Annotated in this window: 14 protein-coding genes, 1 tRNA gene and 1 pseudogene; 7 read left to right on the top strand and 9 right to left on the bottom strand. The window is 70.9% G+C overall.

Annotated features, from left to right (window positions below):
• Nucleotides 1-18 precede the first annotated feature (18 nt).
• Nucleotides 19-909, bottom strand: a complete 891-nt coding sequence (locus tag ACN9M0_RS08660) for a LysR family transcriptional regulator (protein ID WP_366037166.1) — start codon at nt 907-909, stop codon at nt 19-21.
• 118 nt (nt 910-1,027) lie between these two features.
• On the opposite strand from ACN9M0_RS08660, the gene ACN9M0_RS08655 reads away from it, so the two are divergent.
• The 4 genes from ACN9M0_RS08655 (at nt 1,028) to ACN9M0_RS08640 (ending at nt 6,230) form a co-directional block, all read left to right on the top strand.
• Complete coding sequence (locus tag ACN9M0_RS08655; protein ID WP_399696431.1) at nt 1,028-1,393, top strand: hypothetical protein; 366 nt, start codon at nt 1,028-1,030, stop codon at nt 1,391-1,393.
• Nucleotides 1,386-3,005, top strand: a complete 1,620-nt coding sequence (locus tag ACN9M0_RS08650) for a multicopper oxidase family protein (protein ID WP_426403385.1) — start codon at nt 1,386-1,388, stop codon at nt 3,003-3,005. The genes ACN9M0_RS08655 and ACN9M0_RS08650 overlap by 8 nt, the downstream gene beginning before the upstream one ends.
• Nucleotides 3,006-3,447: 442 nt before the next feature.
• Nucleotides 3,448-4,821 (top strand): pyridoxal phosphate-dependent decarboxylase family protein, encoded by a 1,374-nt coding sequence (locus ACN9M0_RS08645; protein WP_426403384.1) that lies wholly within the window; start codon nt 3,448-3,450, stop codon nt 4,819-4,821.
• Complete coding sequence (locus ACN9M0_RS08640) at nt 4,818-6,230, top strand: lysine N(6)-hydroxylase/L-ornithine N(5)-oxygenase family protein (RefSeq protein WP_366037171.1); 1,413 nt, start codon at nt 4,818-4,820, stop codon at nt 6,228-6,230. The genes ACN9M0_RS08645 and ACN9M0_RS08640 overlap by 4 nt, the downstream gene beginning before the upstream one ends.
• Nucleotides 6,231-6,234: 4 nt before the next feature.
• On the opposite strand, the gene ACN9M0_RS08635 is transcribed toward ACN9M0_RS08640, so the two are convergent.
• Nucleotides 6,235-8,034, bottom strand: a complete 1,800-nt coding sequence (locus ACN9M0_RS08635) for a bifunctional metallophosphatase/5'-nucleotidase (protein ID WP_426403383.1) — start codon at nt 8,032-8,034, stop codon at nt 6,235-6,237.
• 157 nt (nt 8,035-8,191) lie between these two features.
• Here ACN9M0_RS08635 and ACN9M0_RS08630 point away from each other — a divergent pair, with 157 nt between their 5' ends.
• Together ACN9M0_RS08630 and pyk are read left to right on the top strand one after the other, a co-directional pair.
• A complete protein-coding gene (locus ACN9M0_RS08630) occupies nt 8,192-8,875 on the top strand; it encodes an SIMPL domain-containing protein (protein WP_366037173.1) in 684 nt (227 codons plus the stop codon).
• Nucleotides 8,876-9,021: 146 nt separating this feature from the next.
• Complete coding sequence (gene pyk / locus ACN9M0_RS08625) at nt 9,022-10,452, top strand: pyruvate kinase (protein WP_426403382.1); 1,431 nt, start codon at nt 9,022-9,024, stop codon at nt 10,450-10,452.
• Nucleotides 10,453-10,456: 4 nt separating this feature from the next.
• On the opposite strand, the pseudogene ACN9M0_RS08620 reads toward pyk, so the two are convergent.
• A pseudogene (locus ACN9M0_RS08620) lies at nt 10,457-11,240 on the bottom strand (transcriptional regulator).
• Between the two features lie 108 nt (nt 11,241-11,348).
• Nucleotides 11,349-11,423 (bottom strand) — tRNA-Leu (locus ACN9M0_RS08615).
• 99 nt (nt 11,424-11,522) lie between these two features.
• On the opposite strand from ACN9M0_RS08615, the gene ACN9M0_RS08610 reads away from it, so the two are divergent.
• Nucleotides 11,523-12,176, top strand: coding sequence for an ANTAR domain-containing response regulator (locus tag ACN9M0_RS08610; protein WP_399696422.1), 654 nt, complete (start codon nt 11,523-11,525; stop codon nt 12,174-12,176).
• A gap of 70 nt (nt 12,177-12,246) precedes the next feature.
• Here the strand turns inward: ACN9M0_RS08610 and ACN9M0_RS08605 are convergent, their stop codons facing one another.
• From ACN9M0_RS08605 to ACN9M0_RS08585, 5 genes are all read right to left on the bottom strand, one after another.
• On the bottom strand, nt 12,247-12,963 hold the full coding sequence (locus tag ACN9M0_RS08605) for an ABC transporter ATP-binding protein (protein WP_366037176.1): 717 nt from the start codon (nt 12,961-12,963) through the stop codon (nt 12,247-12,249).
• On the bottom strand, nt 12,960-14,015 hold the full coding sequence (locus ACN9M0_RS08600) for an ABC transporter ATP-binding protein (RefSeq protein WP_366037177.1): 1,056 nt from the start codon (nt 14,013-14,015) through the stop codon (nt 12,960-12,962). The genes ACN9M0_RS08605 and ACN9M0_RS08600 overlap by 4 nt, the downstream gene beginning before the upstream one ends.
• 3 nt (nt 14,016-14,018) lie before the next feature.
• Nucleotides 14,019-15,854 (bottom strand): branched-chain amino acid ABC transporter permease, encoded by a 1,836-nt coding sequence (locus tag ACN9M0_RS08595; protein WP_366037178.1) that lies wholly within the window; start codon nt 15,852-15,854, stop codon nt 14,019-14,021.
• 5 nt (nt 15,855-15,859) lie between these two features.
• Nucleotides 15,860-16,789, bottom strand: coding sequence for a branched-chain amino acid ABC transporter permease (locus tag ACN9M0_RS08590; protein ID WP_366037179.1), 930 nt, complete (start codon nt 16,787-16,789; stop codon nt 15,860-15,862).
• Nucleotides 16,790-16,892: 103 nt separating this feature from the next.
• Entirely contained in the window at nt 16,893-18,125 is a 1,233-nt protein-coding gene (locus ACN9M0_RS08585) for a branched-chain amino acid ABC transporter substrate-binding protein (RefSeq protein WP_366037180.1), read from the bottom strand.
• Nucleotides 18,126-18,461 lie beyond the last annotated feature (336 nt).

Below are 18,461 nucleotides of genomic sequence, written 5' to 3'. Positions count from 1 at the left end.
CGCCCGTCCGGCCCCGTCTCAGACCGGGCCGGACGTCCAGTCCCAGTCGGTGAGCGCGGAACGCATCAGACGCGCGGCACCGGACAGCCGGCTGTCGGCGCCCCCGAGCAGGGTGAGGGTGCGCCGGCAGTCCGGTCCTTCGACGGCGATCCAGGCGACCGGGGCCCGTGTGGCACTGCGCCGGGCCATGTCGGGGATGAGACCGATGCCGAGTCCTGCGGCGACCAGGATCGCGGTCGCGCTCGGCTCGTCTCCCTGGCAGACGATCCTCGGCGGCCCGAGGCCGGCCCGGGCGAACAGCCGGTCGAGCAGCCGGCGCTGCCAGTGCCCCTCGCGGGTGCTGACGAAGGGCTCGTGGGCGAGCTCCTCGACGCCCACCGAGCCGCGGCCGGCCAGCGGGTGGTCGAGCGGGGTGACCACCCACACCGCCTCGTCGAGCAGCCGGACCGCCTCCAGGCCCTCGGTCGGGACCGGCTGCGAGGCCACGCACAGGTCCACCACCTGGGTGCGGAGGCCGCGGGCCATCTCCTCGGCGGCCATCTGGTGCAGCTCGACCTCGACGGAGGGATGCGCCCGCTTGAACACCCCGAGCGGCCCGGTCAGGGTGAGGAAGGTCTCCGAGGCCAGCCGTACGGTGCCGAACTCCCCGCCCGCGATCGCGGCGACGGCCCGGCGTCCCGCGTCGAGCTCGCCGAGGGACCGCTCGACGTGCCGGAGGAAGACCCTCCCGGCGTCGTTCAGACGGAGCCGGCCGGCCCGGTCGAAGAGCGGCGTGCCGAGGTCGGCTTCGAGGCGGGCGATGGTGCGGCTCAACGAAGGCTGGGCCACGCGGAGTTCCTCGGCGGCGCGGCTGAGGTGCTCCAGGCGGGCCACGACGACGAACTGCCTGAGCGTGTGGAGATCCATCATGCCCCCAGGGGCATGGCCCCATAGCGATATTGATCTTGGACAGGGTATCGGCCGGGCCATAGCGTCGTGAGTGTTCCCGCACCGACAACAAGGGGGGTGACGCCCCATGTTGAGGGGTGTGTGGCGAGCTGTCGTCACGGCGCACGTGGTGGCGGTCTTCGGTCAGCCGGTCTTCGCCGGCGTCTATCTGAGCGGCGACTTCGACGGCCTGGGCATGCACGCGGTGGGCGCCGACGTCGTCACCTCGCTCTGCCTCGTCCAGCTGGTCGTCGCGATCGTGGTCTGGGCGCGCCTGCGCAGGTCCTGGCCCTTCTACGTCACGCTCGCGCTCGCGGTCGCCGAGACCGCGCAGTACTTCGCCGGGACGGCCGGGGCGCTGTGGCTGCACATACCGCTGGGCGTGTTCACCGTCGCCGCCGTCGTCATGCTGTTCGCCGCGGTCTGGCTCCGGCCGCTGCAGCGCCGGGAGGCCGTCGATGCCTGACCTGACGAGGCGCCGGGTCCTCGCCGTCGGCGGGGCGCTCGGGGTGATGGCGGCCGGCGGGCTCGGAGCGGCGGCCGGGCTGTCGCGCCGCCCGGCGGTCACCGGCGCCGAACTGCGCAGCGCCGTACCGCTGCCGCCGCCGTTCCGGGTGCCGCTGCCGCTCCCCGCCGTCCTCAGGCCGGTGAGCACGGCGGCCGGCACGGACCGGTACGAGATCGTGCAGCGCGAGACGACGGCGGAGATCCTGCCGGGCGTACGGACCCGGCTGTGGACGTACGGGGGGACCTTCCCGGGCCCGACGATCGAGTCCCGCCGCGGCCGCCCGGTCACCGTCACCCACCGCAACGAGCTGCCCGTGCCGACCGTCGTGCACCTGCACGGCGGCCGCACCCCGGCGGAGTCGGACGGCTACCCGACGGATCTGGTCACACCGGCGGGCTGGCCGACGACGGCGGCCCACGGCGGCCACACGGAACCCGGCGGCCACGCGGGGCACGGATCCGGCCAGGGCATGCACGACCCCCGGGCGGTGACGACCGAACTCACCCGTGACTACACCTTCCCCCTCGACCAGCGGGCGACGCTGCTCTGGTACCACGACCACCGGATGGACTTCACCGCCCCGGCGATCTGGCGGGGCCTCGCCGGGATGCACCTCGTCCGCGACGACGCCGAGGAGGCCCTCGGGCTGCCCTCGGGACCGCGCGAACTGCCGCTGATGATCACGGACCGTGCCTTCGCCGCCGACGGCAGCCTCGACTACCCCTCCCTCGACCCCACCCTGCGCGGCCGCCCGGGCGTCCGCGAGCCCTACCTCGCCGGCGTCCTCGGCGACGTCATCCTCGTCAACGGCGCCCCCTGGCCCGTACACGAGGTCGACGCGGCCCGCTACCGGCTGCGGCTCCTGAACGCCTCCAACGCCCGGCACTACGAGCTGGAATGGGTCGACGGCGACGGCCGGAACCTCCCCGTCGTCCAGGTCGGCTCCGACCAGGGCCTGCTCGCGGCACCCGTCACCCACACCTACCTGCCCGTCGCCCCGGCCGAACGCTACGACGTCGTCGTCGACTTCGCGCACGCCCCGGTCGGCGGCCTCGTCCGGCTCGTCAACCGCCTGGGCTCCGGCCGTACGCGGGAGGTGATGGCCTTCCGGGTCGCCCGCAGGGCCACCGACACCAGCCGGATCCCCCGTACCCTCTCCACCGACCTCCCGAACTGGCGCCGCTCGGACGCCGTCCGGGTACGGGACTTCTCCTTCCGCGCGGGACGCATGGGCGAGGACGACGGCCACGGCTGGCTGATCGGAGGCCTCCCCTTCGACCCGGCCCGCTCCGACGTGACGGTCCGCCTGGGCGACGTGGAGGTCTGGCGCCTGGTGGCCGACGTCCACCACCCCGTCCATCTGCACCTGGCCGGCTTCCGGATCCTCTCCCGAGGCGGCGAGCAGCCCCTGCCGCACGACGGGGGCCTGAAGGACACCGTCTCGCTGCGGCCGGGGGAGTCGGCGGAGATCATCACCCGCTTCGACGGGTACCGGGGCCGGTACCTCTTCCACTGCCACAACGCGGAACACGAGGACATGGGCATGATGGCCAACCTGCAGGTGACCTGACGCCCCACCGCGAGCAGCCCCCGTTGTGGGCATGCGTTCCGCAAGGGCGGAACGGGTGGGCACAACGGACGGCGCCCCTTGCCGGGCCTAGGCTTCCGCGCCTGAACCCGCACCCCGGGTGACGTGCACGGGTGGTGCGGGCCAGGCACGGGGGGCGGAGGCGCCGCCAAGGGCGCCGTCCCGTGTGCCCACCCGTCCCGCCCCAGCGGGACGACCGCCCACACGGGCGGTGGGCGGGGGCGCGGGCGGCGGCCCACACGGGCAGGGGGCCGGGCGCCGGCCCCCGCGGCGGGGCACCGTCCCAGGGCGCCGGCCCACGCGGCCGGGCGCCGGCCCCCGCGCCGGGGCGCCGGCCCGGACGGGCAGCGGTGGCGTCCCCCGTTCGGGTCACAAGTGGGGACTCCCCGGACAGCACCCCGCAGGGCCCGTCACCCTGTCGTCCATGCGTGCCGCACCCCCACCCCTCGCCGCCGACCCCGCCGCCCTGAGCCGCCTCCTGGGCACCGCCCTCGACGCTCTCCGCGAAGGAGCGCAGGCCAGGGGCGGCCCGCTGCCGGCCGGAGGGCCCGAGGCGGTCGTCACGCGGGTGCGGGACGCCCTCGGGGAGCCGCTACCGGAGACGGGCCGAGGCGCCGCGGAGGCGCTCCGCACCCTCGTCCGGGTCCTGGCGGAGGGCGCCGCCGACCCCGCCCACCCCCTCTGCGCCGCCCATCTCCACACCCCACCCCTCGCGCTCGCCGCCGCCGCCGATCTGGCGGCCTCCGCGCTGAACCCGTCCCTGGACTCCTGGGACCAGGCGCCCGCGGCCTCCGCCCTGGAGGCCGAGGTCACGGCGGCCCTCGCCGCCGAGGTCTTCCCGGACGCGGCACACCCCGACGCGCTCGTCACCACCGGCGGCACCGAGTCCAACCAGCTCGCCCTGCTCCTCGCCCGGGAGCGGCACGGAAGCGTGCGGACCCTCGTGGGGGCCAACGCCCACCACTCCTTCCGGCGCGCCGCCTGGCTCCTCGGCCTGCCCGAGCCGGCCATCGTGCCCACCCCGCACGGCACGATGGACCCGGCGGCGCTTGCCGAGGCCCTGGCCCGCACGGAACAGGGGCCCGTCCTCGTCGCCGCCACCGCCGGCACCACCGACGAGGGCCTCGTCGACCCGCTCCCCGCGATCGCCGAGGTCTGCGCGGCCCACGGCGCCGAGCTCCACGTCGACGCGGCGTACGGCGGTCCCGTCCTCTTCAGCCGTACCCACCGCCGGCTCCTGGACGGCCTCGACCGGGCCCGTACCGTCACCGTCGACCTGCACAAACTCGGCTGGCAGCCGGCCGCCGCGGGCCTCCTCGCCGTACGCGACGCGGCCGATCTCGCCGTCCTCGGCCACACCGCCGACTACCTCAACGCCGACGACGACACGGAGGCCGGCCTCCCGGACCTCCTCGGCCGCTCCCTGCGCACCACCCGCCGTCCCGACGTCCTCAAGACCGCCGTCACCCTCCGGGCCCTCGGCCGCACCGGCCTCGGCGCGCTCGTCGACACGTGCATGGACCTCGCCCGGGACCTCGCCGACCTGGTGGAGAAGGCCCCCGGTCTCGACCTCAAGGACCGTCCCACCCTCACCACCGTCCTCTTCCGGCCCACCGGCGCCACCGACGAGACCGTCGCGGCGATCCGCCGCACCCTCCTCGCCGAGGGCCGCGCCGTCCTCGGCCGGGCGAAGGCCGACGGCCGCCTCTGGCTCAAGGCCACCCTGCTCAACCCCCACACCACCCCCGGCGATCTCGCAGAGATCCTCACCCTCGTGGAAGGCAGCACGCACCGATGACCGGCAGCACCCCCCAGCAGGACCTCGATCAGCCCCACGACCTCGTGGGCGTCGGCATCGGCCCCTTCAACCTCTCGCTCGCCGCCCTCGCGCACGGCGTCCCCGGCGGCCTGGCCGCCACCTTCTACGAGCAGCGGCCGGCCTTCCACTGGCACCCCGGGCTCCTCCTCGACGGCGCCACCCTCCAGGTGCCCTTCCTGGCCGATCTGGTGACCCTCGCCGACCCGGCCAGCCCCTGGACCTTCCTCAGCTACCTGAAGAGCCGCGAGCGCCTCTTCCCCTTCTACTTCGCCGAGAAGTTCCACATCCAGCGCGCCGAGTACGACGCCTACTGCCGCTGGGTCAGCGAGCGGCTCCCCGGGCTCCACTTCGGCCACCAGGTCGACTCCGTCCGCTGGAACCCCGAGCGGCGCCTGTTCGAGGTCGACTTCACGCAGGTCGACGCGGACGGCGAGGCCGAGGCCCTGGGCCGGGCCTACACCCGGAACGTCGTCCTGGGCGTCGGCACCGAGCCGTACGTCCCCGAGCCGCTCCGGCCGCTCGCCGACGCCCCCGGCGTCCCGGTGATCCACTCCGCCGACTACCTGACCCACCGCGAGACGCTCCTGCGCGCCGGGCACGTCACCGTCATCGGCTCCGGCCAGTCCGGCGCCGAGATCTTCCTCGACCTGCTCCGGGCCCGCCCCGCCGGCGCCGAGCGCATCCACTGGCTGGCCCGGACCGAGGCGTTCGCCCCGATGGAGTACTCCAAGCTCGGCCTGGAGCACTTCACCCCCGACTACACCCGCTACTTCCACGCCCTGCCCGAGCCCGTGCGCGGCGAACTCATGCCCCGGCAGTGGCAGTTGCACAAGGGCATCGACGCGGACACCATCGCCGCCATCCACGACGAGCTCTACCGCCGCACCCTGCACGGCGGCTGGCCGGACGCCGTCCTCACCCCCGGCGTCAGGGTCCGCACCGCGGGCCGGGTCGCCACCACCCAGGTCGAACTCCACCTGGAGCACGTGCAGCAGGGCAGTCGCTCCCGGCTCACCACCGACGCCGTCGTCCTCGCGACCGGCTACCGGGAGCGCCCGGTGGACCGGATGCTCGCCGGCCTCGACCCGTATCTGCGCCACGACTCGGCCGGGCGCGCGCGGGTCGACGAGCGGTACCGGCTGGTCCTCGACCCCTCCGTCACCGGCTCGGTGTACGTGCAGAACGCCGAGCGCCACACCCACGGCGTCGGTGCCCCCGACCTGGGCCTCGCGGCCTGGCGCAGCGCGACCATCCTCAACTCGGTCACCGGCAAGGAGCCGTACCCGCTGCCGCGCCGCACCGCCTTCACCAGCTTCGGCCTGGAGACGCGAGAGGCGCCGGGCATTCCGGCCCAGGACCGGAAGCTGACGCCTCTCGTACAGCACTGACCTGCTAGAAGACCGGCACGCCGTCCCGGGTCAGCTTCCAGTCCACCGACGCGAAGGTGCCCGGGTCGACCGTCCCCTTCGCCTTCACCCACTGGATGATGGTGTTGCGGATCTCGTCCGAGTTCGCCCACAGCTGCTGGGCGCCCGCGACGTGCGGGAACGCGCCGCCGCCGTTCGCCCGGTAGTTGTTCACCGCGAGGACGAACTTCGCCGCCGGGTCGAGCGGCTTGCCCTCGAAGGACAGGCCGACGATCCGCTGCCCGGCCGGCTTGGCGATGTCGATGTCGTACGTCAGACCCGACACGGCGTCGTAGTTGTAGTCCGGCGTGCTGTCCGCGTTGGTGAGCTTCGCGGTGTCGACGGGCGCGCCCGCCGGGGTCTGGACGTAGTACTTCGCCGAGTACTCCAGGTAGTCCTTCAGCTGGGCGCCCGTCAGCAGACGTGCTTCCAGGGTGTTCTCGAAGGGGTAGAGCCCGGCGGCGTCCTTGATGCTGATCTCGCCGGCCGGGATCCGGGCCGTGCGGGAGAAGCAGGAGGCCTGCGAGAGCACCGGCAGCCCGGCGTACGCGCCGCCCGCGAGGGCCGCCTTCACCGTCTCGGCCTGGACGATGTTGATCAGGTCGATGATCGGCTCGTCCTTCCACGGCGCGTCGGCCGTCGTCATGGCCGCCGTGGAGGTGCCGATGACCTGGTTGACGTACGCGACGACCTTCTTGTGCTCGTCGGCGAGCAGCCCGGTGATCTCCGGGTCCTCGGCGACCGCGTTGGAGTTGAGGACCTGCGCGCCGGCCTTCTCGACGACCCAGCGGCCCTTCTCCCACACCAGGTCGAAGTCGAAGAGGGTGAGGCGCTGGCCCCACTTCAGCGGCTCGGACAGCACGACGTCCTTGCCGGTCTCCTTGTTCGTCACCCGGTACTCGGGGATCTCGGTGTGCGCGTGGCCGACGAGGATCGCGTCGATGCCCGGCACCTGCTCGGCGACGAGCCCGGCGGCGTTCTCGATGTACGGGAGCTGGTCACCGTACGAGGAGGTGCCGGAGGAGCCGGAGTGCGCCGAGACGATCACGACGTCGGCGCCCATGGAGCGCAGCTTCGGCACCCACTTGGCGGCCTGCTCCTCGAGACCCGGGAAGACCATCTTGCCGGTGACGTTCGCCTTGTCCCAGATGGCGATGCCGGGGTTGGTCAGGCCCAGGACCGCGACCTTGACGTCCTTGCCGTGCGGGGTGCGCAGGCAGTGCATGCTGTACGGGGCGAAGGCCGGGCGCAGGGTCTTGGCGTCGAGCGCGTTGGCGCCGAGCAGCGGGAAGTCGCACTGCTCCTCGAACTTCCGCAGCACCGGGATGCCGTAGTTGAACTCGTGGTTGCCGAGCGCGGCGGCGTCGTAGCCGATGGCGTTCATGGCCTGGGCCATCGGGTGGACCGGGCCGCCGGTCTGGGTGATCGGGTCGACCTTGGCGTAGTAGTAGGACAGCTGGGTGCCCTGGATGGTGTCGCCGGCGTCGATGAGGAGGGTGTTGCCCTCGCCCTTCGCCGCGCGGACCTGGTTCACCAGGGTGGAGATCTTGGCGAGGCCGACGTCGTTGTGCGCCTTGTCGTCGAACTCCTTGTCCGTGAAGTAGTCCCAGTTGAAGACGTTGCCGTGCAGGTCGGTGGTGCCCATCACGGTGAAGGAGTACCGCTTCTGCGGACGCGGGCGGCCGGGGCCGTGGGCCTCGGCGGGAACGGCGACGGCTCCGGCGACGGCCACTCCGGCCCCGGCGGCGGCCGAGCGCTCCAGGAACGTCCTGCGGTTCAGCGGCATGTGTTTCTCCCCTTGTGGTTCTGTGACGTGTGCGCCGGTCACGGCGCACAACGCGCGTAGATTCTGGCTCAGACGGCACGTCGGCAACAGTCCTTTCGGGTTACGGAGTGGGAAAGTGTTCGGTGGACGATCGCTGCCGAACACGGAGGAACAGGACGTGACGCAGGAACACGCGACCCCGGACGCGCCCCAGGTGACGGTCCGTGGCGAGGGCCGTCTCGACGTCGACCCGGAGCTGGCCCGGTTCTGGGTGACCGTGTCCGCCCGGGGGGCGGACCGGTCGGCGACCCTCGCCGACCTGACCCGGCGCAACACCCAGGTCCTCGACCTGATCAAGGCGCAGGGGGCGGCGGTGGAGAAGCTGGAGACGGGCAGTTTCTCCATCTCCCCCGAGCTGACCCGGAAGGGGCGCGGGGAGCGGGTGCACGCCTACCGGGGCCGGGTGCGGGTCACGGTCGAGCTGAGCGACTTCACGGTGCTCGGCGAGCTGGTGACCCGGCTCGCCGACCTGGACCTCACGAGCGTCGACGGCCCGTGGTGGGAGCTGCGGCCGGCCTCCCCGGCGTACGCGGAGGCGCGCCGGCTCGCGGTCGAGGAGGCGGTCCAGCGGGCGCGCGCCTACGCGGAAGCGCTCGGCACCACGCTCGCCTCACTCCTCGAACTGTCGGACGCGGGTCCCGACCAGCTTCCGATGCCCCGGCGCGCCGCCTTCGCGGGGGCGGCCGTGGCCTACTCGGCGGAGGGGGTCGGCGATGCCGCGCCGCTGGACCTCGAACCGCAGCGGCAGACGGTCACGGCCGAGGTCGTCGCACGGTTCACGATGCGGCCGCCCGCACTCTGAGACAGACGCCCGGGGGGCGCGAAAGTCGCTCATCGGAGCACCCCGGCGCACAGATTCAAGACTTGTCAACAACCTTTCACGGAAAGGTTGTTGAGTAGTCATGCCGAGCCAATTTCCTACTGATGGGTAAGGCCTAGGCTCGACTCATGCGCCGAGCGAAAATCGTTTGTACCCTTGGGCCCGCCACCGAAACATACGACCAGATCAAGGCGTTGATCGAGGCCGGAATGGACGTGGCCCGCTTCAACCTCAGCCACGGCAGCTATGCCGACCACGAGAAGCGCTACCAGCACGTGCGCGAGGCCGCGGACGAGACCGGTCGCAGCGTCGGCGTCCTCGCCGACCTTCAAGGCCCGAAGATTCGCCTCGGCCGCTTCCGCGAGGGGCCCGTACTCCTTGAACGCGGCGACGAGTTCACCATCACCGTCGAGCCGATGGAAGGCGACCGCCACTGCTGCGGGACGACCTACTCCGGCCTCGCCGAGGACGTGACCGCGGGCGAGCGCATCCTCGTCGACGACGGCCGCGTCACCCTGGAGGTCACCTCCGTCGACGGCCCCCGCGTGCGCACCCGGGTGATCGAGGGCGGCATGGTCTCCGACCACAAGGGCCTCAACCTGCCCGGTGTCGCCGTCTCCGTCCCCGCCCTCTCCGAGAAGGACATCGAGGACCTGCGCTGGGCGCTGCGCATCGGCGCCGACGTCATCGCCCTCTCCTTCGTCCGCAGCGCCCGGGACATCGACGACGTGCACCGGATCATGGACGAGGAGGGCCGCCGGCTGCCCGTCATCGCCAAGATCGAGAAGCCGCAGGCCGTCGAGAACATCGACGAGATCGTCGCCGCCTTCGACGGCATCATGGTCGCCCGCGGCGACCTGGGCGTCGAGATGCCCCTGGAGCAGGTGCCGATCGTCCAGAAGCGCGCCGTGAAGCTGGCCAAGCGCAACGCCAAGCCGGTCATCGTCGCCACGCAGATGCTCGACTCGATGATCGACAACTCCCGCCCCACGCGCGCCGAGGCGAGCGACGTGGCGAACGCGGTCATCGACGGCACCGACGCCGTGATGCTCTCCGGCGAGACCAGCGTCGGCCGCTACCCGATCGAGACGGTCCGCACCATGAGCCGGATCGTCGAGGCCGCGGAGGAGGACGTCCTCGCCAAGGGCCTCCCGCCCCTCACCGAACGGAACAAGCCCCGCACCCAGGGCGGCGCCGTGGCCCGCGCGGCCGCCGAGATGGGCGACTTCCTCGGCGCCAAGTTCCTCGTGGCCTTCACCCAGTCCGGCGACACCGTCAAGCGGCTCTCCCGCTACCGCTCGCCGATCCCGCTGCTGGCCTTCACCCCCGACCCGGCCACCCGCTCCCAGCTCAACCTCACCTGGGGCGTCGAGACCTTCCTCGGCCCGCACGTGGACTCCACGGACGCGATGGTGGCCCAGGTCGACGAGGAGCTGCTGCGGATCGGCCGCTGCCGGAAGGGCGACGTCGTGGTCATCACGGCCGGCTCCCCGCCGGGCGTCGCGGGCTCGACGAACCTGGTCCGGGTCCACCACATCGGTGACTCGATGACGGGCTGACGTATCAGAACTTCGCCCCGACGTGGGTGTCCATCAGCGCGACGGACGTGCGGCGCGCGACCGAGACGTCCTGCGCGCCCGTCGCCCGGCGTCGGCTCCGCCAGGCGACCCCGATCCGGTCGAGGGCTCCCGTGTACAGCCGCACGATGTCGTCCGACGTGTTCGTGAAGAAGTACCGGGGGTACTCGTAGCGCTTCATCCGCCCGGCGATCGTCTTCTCCGTCCAGTTGACGATCCGGGATCCGTCGGAGTGCACCAGCCCCCGGATGAACGCCCATGAATGGGCCTCGACGATCTCCTCCTGCCAGGGTTCGAGCGCGATGACCCGCTCGTGCTTCTTTCCCGGCCCGTGCTGGGGGGAGCAGGCACGTCCAATGCCAGCCATAGCTGGTGACCATGACGCACCCCTGCTTTTGAAGGGCACAGACGCTGCCCTCGGGGCGAACTGCCAGGATCGCCGCGCGGCATGCCTCGATGAGCCCCGGCCAGGCGTCCGCACAGGCGATGCGGAGGAGTCGGCCGCCCCGGGGATGGTCGCTGATGCATCCGTCTCCGAGGTACAGGCCCAGCAGGTAGGCGTACGCCGCCGGGTCGTCGGGCAGGCCGGGGAACGGGCGACATCTCGGGCAGGTGGAACCGCGCCCGTTGGGGTGCGGAAGCGGGTCCTTGCGTGTCTGCCAGGCGCGTAACGCGGAACGTGAGATGCCGGTCTGCCTGCTTACGGAGTTGAGGCTGCGGCCACCGGCGACCAGGGCGATGGCGTGCTGACGTGTCTCGATGTCGTACATGCGCCTGAGCCTGGACTCATCCATCTCGGGCTGTGGTGCGAATCGGCAGCATTCGCACGTGTGAGTGACGACCAGTGCGGGGTGATCAACTTTGAATCGAAGGAAAAGTGCCCCGAGTCGGACTCGAACCGACACTGTGTGGGTTTTGAATCCACTGCCTGCTGCCAATTGGGCTACCGGGGCTCGCTGAATCAAAGGTTTCCCTAGACCCTGCGCGCGTCCACCATACCGCAGCTAGGTAGGCTCATGGGCAGCAGATCTGCCCCGCAACGAGGAGCCCCCGTGACCGCCCCCGAGTCGCCCCAGCCCGCCGACGACGCCGATGCGTCGCACGTCCCGCCGCTGACGACCCGTGTCGTCATCGCCGAGGACGAGGCCCTCATCCGCCTCGACCTCAAAGAGATGCTGGAGGAAGAGGGCTACACGGTCGTCGGCGAGGCCGGGGACGGCGCCAAGGCCGTCGAGCTCGCCCGCGAGCACCGTCCCGACCTCGTCATCCTCGACGTGAAGATGCCCGTCCTCGACGGCATCTCGGCCGCCGAGCAGATCGCCGGCGAGTCCATCGCCCCGGTCCTCATGCTGACCGCCTTCTCGCAGCGCGAGCTCGTCGAGCGGGCCCGGGACGCCGGCGCCATGGCGTACCTGGTGAAGCCGTTCAGCAAGAGCGACGTGGTGCCGGCCATCGAGATGGCCGTCTCCCGCTTCGCGGAGCTCCGCGCCCTGGAGCAGGAGGTCGCCGACCTCTCCCAGCGCCTGGAGACCCGCAAGCTGGTCGACCGCGCCAAGTCGATCCTGCAGACCCAGTACGGGCTGACGGAGCCGGCCGCGTTCCGCTGGATCCAGAAGACCTCGATGGACCGCCGCATGTCGATGCAGCAGGTCGCCGAGGCCGTCATCGAGGACGCCGAGGAGAAGAAGGCGGCCAAGGGGCAGTAGCCCCGAAGGTACGTACGAAGAAGGCCCGCCCCGCGACGCTGCGGGGCGGGCCTTCCGTCTGAAGGGGCGATCAGTCCTCGCCGAGGTACGCCTTGCGGACGGACTCGTCGTGGAGCAGGTTCTGACCCGTGCCGGAGAGCACGATCTTGCCGATCTCCATGACGTGACCGTGGTCCGCCAGGGCGAGCGCGGCCTGGGCGTTCTGCTCGACGAGCAGGATCGTGGTGCCCTGGGCCTTGAGCTCGGCGATCGTCGCCATGATCTTCTGCATCATGATCGGCGAGAGACCCATCGAGGGCTCGTCGAGCATGAGCAGCTTCGGCTGGGACATCAGCGCCCGGCCCATCGCGAGCATCTGCTGCTCACCGCCGGAGAGCGTGCCCGCCGCCTGCTTGCGACGCTCGCCCAGGATCGGGAAGAGGTCGTAGGCGCGCTGGACGTCCCTGGCGATGCCGGCGGTGTCCTTCCGGAGGAAGGCGCCGAGGAGGAGGTTCTCCTCGATCGTCATCCGGGGGAAGATGTGCCGACCCTCGGGGGAGTGGGCCAGACCCAGCGAGACGATCTTGTGCGCGGGGATCTTGCGGAGGGACTTGCCCTCGAACTTGATCTGGCCGCCGACCGGCTTGAGGAGCCCGGAGAGGGTCCGCAGGGTGGTGGTCTTCCCGGCGCCGTTGGTGCCGATGAGGGTGACGACCTCACCGGCGTCGACGGAGAAGGAGATGCCCTTGACGGCCTCGATCTTTCCGTAGGCGACGCGCAGGTCCTCGACTTCGAGCAGTGCGGTCATGCGTCGTTCTCCTTGCCCGAAGCAGGGTCGTGCGGGGTGTCCTCCGAGGGCTCCTCGTCGGCCGGGGCCTCGTCGGTGGCCGGGGCGTCGTCCGAGGGGGCGTCGTCGGCCTCGTCGGCCGGGGCCTCTTCGGTCTCTTCGGCCTGGTCGGTCTCTTCGTCCTCGGGGGTCTCGTCGGCCTCGGGGGTCTCCGCGGCCTCCTCGTCCGCCGGAGCCGGAGCCGCCGCGGGGGCCGCGTCCGACTCGACCGGCTCGCCCAGGTACGCGGCGATGACCCGCTCGTCGCCCTGGACGGTCGCGCTGTCGCCCTCGATCAGCTTCTGGCCCTGGACGAGCACGGCGACCCGGTCGCAGAGGTTGAAGATGAACCGCATGTCGTGCTCGATGACGAGCACGGCGATGCCCATGTCCCGGATCTTGAAGATGAGTTCCTCCGCCGCCCGCGTCTCCTGCGGGTTCATGCCGGCGGTGGGCTCGTCGAGCAGGATCAGACCGGGGTCGCTCGCGAGGGCGCGGGCGATCTCCAGCTTGCGCTGCTCTCCGTACGGGAGGTTCTTGGCGAGGTGCTGCGCCTTGTCCTGGAGGCCGATGAACTCCAGGAGTTCCATGGCCCGCTCCGCCGCCTCGGCCTCGGCCTTCTTGAAGCTCGGCAGGCGGAGCAGCGCGGACCAGAGGCCCTGCTTCATCCGGGTGTGACGTCCGACGAGGACGTTCTCCAGGACGGTCATGTTGTGGAAGAGCCGGATGTTCTGGAAGGTCCGGGCGATGCCCGCGTCGGTGACCTTGAAGGACGTGGGCGGCAGGACCGTGCCCTTGTACCGGACTTCGCCCTCGGTGGGGACGTAGAGACCGGTGAGGCAGTTGAAGAAGGTGGTCTTGCCGGCGCCGTTGGGGCCGATGAGACCGACGATCTCGCCGCTGTTCACGGTGAGGTTCACATCGCGCACGGCGGTGAGGCCGCCGAAGCGCATGGTGACCCCGCGCGCGTCGAGCACGGTCTCGGTGGCGGCCGGCTCGGTGGTGGCCTCGGCCTTGTCGGTGGTGGTCGTCATGGTTCAGGCACCTGCCTTGGCGAGCGTGGCGGGCGTCTCGTCGTTCTCGTGGAACTCCAGCTGGTTGCGCCGGTTGGCGATCATGCCCTCCGGGCGGAAGCGCATGAGCAGGATCAGCGCGACGCCGAAGGCGAAGAGCTGGTAGCTGCCCATGAACTGGAGCTTGTTCGGGATGAGGAACAGCAGGGACGCGCCGACCAGGGGACCGCTCATGGTGCCCATGCCGCCGAGGACGACGGCCGCGAGCAGGAAGGCGGAGTTGGGCGGGATGGGACCGGCGAAGAGGTACTGCTCCGGGGTCACCGTGTAGGTGACGTGGGCCTGCACGGTCCCGGCGAGGCCGGCGAGCGAGGCGCCGAGCGCGAAGGCGATGAGCTTGACCCGGAACCCGTTGATGCCCATGGCGAGCGCGGCGGTCTCGTCCTCGCGGATGGCGACCCAGGCGCGGCCGATGCGGGAGTCGCCGCTGCGCCGGAAGACCAGCACGACGACCGCCATGATCAGCAGCATGAGGAAGAAGTAGTTCGCGAAGCGGCCGATGGTGAAGCCGACGATCGAGTGCTCGGCGCCGAAGTCGAACCCGAACATGTCGAGGTTCGGGATCGACGAGATGCCGTTCGAACCATTGGTGATGTCGGGACCGGAGGTGCCGTCGGTGTTCATCACCGTGATGCGGAAGATCTCACCGAAACCGAGGGTGACGATGGCGAGGTAGTCGCCGCGCAGTCGCAGGGTCGGGGCGCCGATGAGGACACCGAAGACCAGGGAGGCTCCCGCGCCGACCAGGACGGCGGCCCAGAAGGGGAAGTGCACGCCGAACGGGGAGGTCGGGGCGCCCGAGACGAGGGCGGCCGCGTAGGCGCCGACGCCGAGGAAGGCGACGTAACCGAGGTCGAGGAGACCGGCGAGGCCGACGACGATGTTCAGGCCCAGGGCGACCGTGGCGAAGATCAGGATGTAGACGCCGAGCGTCGCGTACTGGTCGTCGGTCTGCGTGAAGGGGAAGAGCGCCGCGGCGGTGAACGCGCCCGCGATGGACAGGTTCTGGTGCTTGCCGGTGAGCTGCGTGGCCTGCGCCACGAGGCCCGCCTTGTTGACCGCGGCGAAGCCGAGGCCGGCCGTGATCAGGAAGCCGATGAACAGCTCGTCGTACTCCGTGCCGACACCGTAGGTGAAGACGCCGAGCGCGACGGCGAGGACGCCCGCGATGATCAGGATCTCGACGGAGGAGTGCAGCGCGGGCAGTCGGCGAACGGGACCGGTGGCGGCGAAGGCGGCCTTGAAGTTGGTCCAGCCGTTGCCGGCACGGTGCTTGAACTGGTCCCAGCCGGTGTCCTCGGGGTCCACGGGCAGCGTCTTCGGCCGCTCGTAGGGGAGGGAGAGGGCGCCGAGCAGGGCGAGCAGGGTGGCGAGCGCGACGACCGCGCCGCCCGGCTCCAGGTTGACCGGACCACCGAGCGTGATGCTGATGGCGGCGACCGTGTACCAGGTCGTGGCGAAGGCGGCGAGCGCCGCGAGCTTGACGGCCGCGTCGGCGCCGGCCGGGGTCAGCCAGCGGGTGCCCTTGACGCCGTAGGACGAGAGGGCGAAGAGCGTGGTGAGCAGGCCCGCGACCAGGACCTGGAGCTGGAGGCCGCCCGGGTAGCCGTAGACCGTGAGGTCGCCCGGGAAGCGGGCGGTCCAGGTCCACGCGAGGAAGCAGCTGGCGACGGTGAGGACGCCGCCGCCCAGGGTGAGGGCGCGGGCGATCCGGACCGGGACGAAGCCGATGAGGCCGGTCGCCTCGGCCGGCGCGGGCTCGGCCGCGGGTGCCGTGGGGTTCTCGGAGATGGTGGTCATGGTGCTCACGCCCTGTCCGCGACGCGCTCGCCGAGCAGGCCTTGTGGCCGGGCGAGGAGTACGACGATGAGGAGTACGAAGGCCCAGACATCGGCCCAGGACTGGCCGCCGAGCTGCTGCATGCCGGGGATGTGGGCGATGTAGGCCGTCGCCAAGGTCTCCGCGATGCCGAGGACGACACCGCCGATCATGGCGCCGTAGATGTTGCCGATGCCGCCGAGGACCGCGGCGGTGAAGGCCTTGAGCCCGAGGAGGAAGCCCATCTTGTAGTCGACGACGCCGTACTTGAGGCCGTAGGCGACGGCGCCGACCGCGGCGAACGCGGCGCCGAGCGCGAACGCGATCGTGATGATCCGGTCGGTGTTGACACCCATGAGCTTCGCGGTGTCCGGGTCCTGCGCCGTGGCCTGCATGCCGCGACCGGTGCGGGTGCGCATGACGAAGAAGGCGAGGAAGCCCATGCAGACGGGGGCGGCGATCAGGAGGAAGACGTCGCCGGTCTGGATGGTGACCGAGCCGAACTCGATCGGGCCGCCGGGGATCTGCGGGAAGGTCCGGGCGGACTTCGCCTCCGGGTACCAGGCCCAGACGGCCTGCTGCAGGGCGAGGGAGAGACCGATGGCCGTGATGAGGGGGGCGAGACGGGGGCCACCACGGAGCGGACGGTAGGCGAACCGTTCCGCCCCGACGGCTATGGTGGTCGCGATCAGTACGGCACCGATGATCATGAGGGGCAGTGCGACCCACATGCTCGTGCCGCCGGGCAGGATGAGCCAGACCGTGAGCGCCCCGAAGCCGCCGGTCATGAAGATCTCGCCATGGGCGAAGTTGATGAGCTGGACGATGCCGTAGACCATCGTGTAGCCGACGGCGACGAGCCCGTACATGGATCCCAGTAGCAGGCCGTTGACCAGCTGCTGCGGCAGTTCGTTCACCGCATTGTCCTCCGAGACTTTCGACGGATGTGACACCGCGCGGGGAGCCTGGTGTGGCGCCCCCGCGCGGTGAAGGTGGTGCTGAGTGGGGTGGTGCTGAGGATCAGCCGCCGAAGGTGCCGGACTTGACGGGCTTGAACGCGCCGCCCTCGACCTTGTAGACGGTCAGCTGCTTGTTGGTGGTGTCACCGAACTCGTCGAAGGCGACCGAACCGGTCACACCCTCGAAGGAGACACCCTGCATGGCCTCGACGACCTTGGCGCGCTCGGGGACCTTGCCGTTGTTGCCCTCGACGGCCTTCTTGACGGCCTCGATGATCGCCCAGGTCGAGTCGTAGGCGTAGCCGCCGTAGGCCTCGTAGGCCTCCTTGTAGTTCTCGGCCTTGTAGTTGGCCAGGAAGTCCTTGGCGGAGCCGAGGGACTCGATCGGCGCGCCGACCGAGGTGGCGAAGTCGCCCTCGGCAGCGGCCGGGCTGGCGAGCTTCACGTACTCGGGGCTGAAGATCGCGTCGCCGCCGACGACGGTGACCTTCGCGCCGGCCGCCTTGATCTGCTTGGCCAGCGGGCCGCCGGCCGGGTACTCGCCACCGTAGTAGACGACGTCGGCGCCGGAGCTCTTGACCTGGGTGGCGACCGCGGAGAAGTCCTTGGTGTCCGGGTTGATGTGCTGGGTGCCGACGACCTTGCCGCCGAGCTTCTCGAACTCGCCCTTGAAGGTGCCCGCGAGACCGGCGCCGTAGGTCTTCTTGTCGTCGATGATGAACGCCTTGGTCTTCTTGGCGTCCTTGAAGACGTACTGGGCCGCGAACGGGCCCTGGATGGCGTCGGTGGTGGCGGTGCGGAAGTACGACTTGTAGCCGCGCTTCTTGTCGCCGGAGGACCAGTTCGGGCCCTGGGACAGCGACGGGTTGGTGTTGGCCGGGGAGACCTGCACCAGCTTCGCGTCGTCGAAGACCTTCTGCATGGACTCGGCGACGCCGGAGTTCAGCGGGCCGACGACGCCGAGGACGGACTTGTCGGCGACGAACTTCGTGGCGTTCTGCTGGCCGGACGAGGGCTGCGCCTGGTCGTCCAGGGACTCCAGCTTGAAGGTCACGCCCTTGACGTAGCTCTTCTTGTTGGCCGTCTTGACCGCGAGGTCGGCGGAGTTCTTGATGCCGAGGCCGAGGGCGGACAGCTCACCCGTCAGGGGAGCGTCGAGACCGATGGTGACGGTGACGTTGCCGTTGTCGCCGTTCTCGGCGCCGCCCTTGTCGTCACGCGAACCACAGGCGGTGAGCGTGAGCGCTCCCGCGGTGACCGCGGTGGTGAGTATGAGCAACGAACGGTTTCGCACGAAGGGTCCTTTCCCTGGCGCGGCCCCCTCGGAATGAGGCGGTGCCGTGAAGCTGCAAAGCGAGGGTGCCGTTTCGGAACGCCGGGCCGTACTGGGTTGGTACAGGGCCGTGCAGTAGGACGCGCCCGGCGGCGCGGTGACTGGCCGTGACTCTAAGCGCAGGTGGGGAGGGTCGGGGAGCGCGGAGGGAAGGATGTGACTGTCTTGTTATGCCGAGGGGGAAAGAGTGTGCGCGTCGGAGGGGAAAACCGGGGCATAGCGGTCTGTAATGCGGTGTTCACATGCTGAGAACGTGCAGTTCCGCTAAGGGGCTTGAGCGATTCTTGGTACTGACGG

Source organism: Streptomyces sp. R-07, assembly GCF_049913175.1.
Classification (GTDB): Bacteria; Actinomycetota; Actinomycetes; order Streptomycetales; family Streptomycetaceae; genus Streptomyces.
The sequence above is the reverse complement of the archived record's forward strand: the minus strand, read 5'-3'. Positions and strand labels throughout refer to the sequence as shown.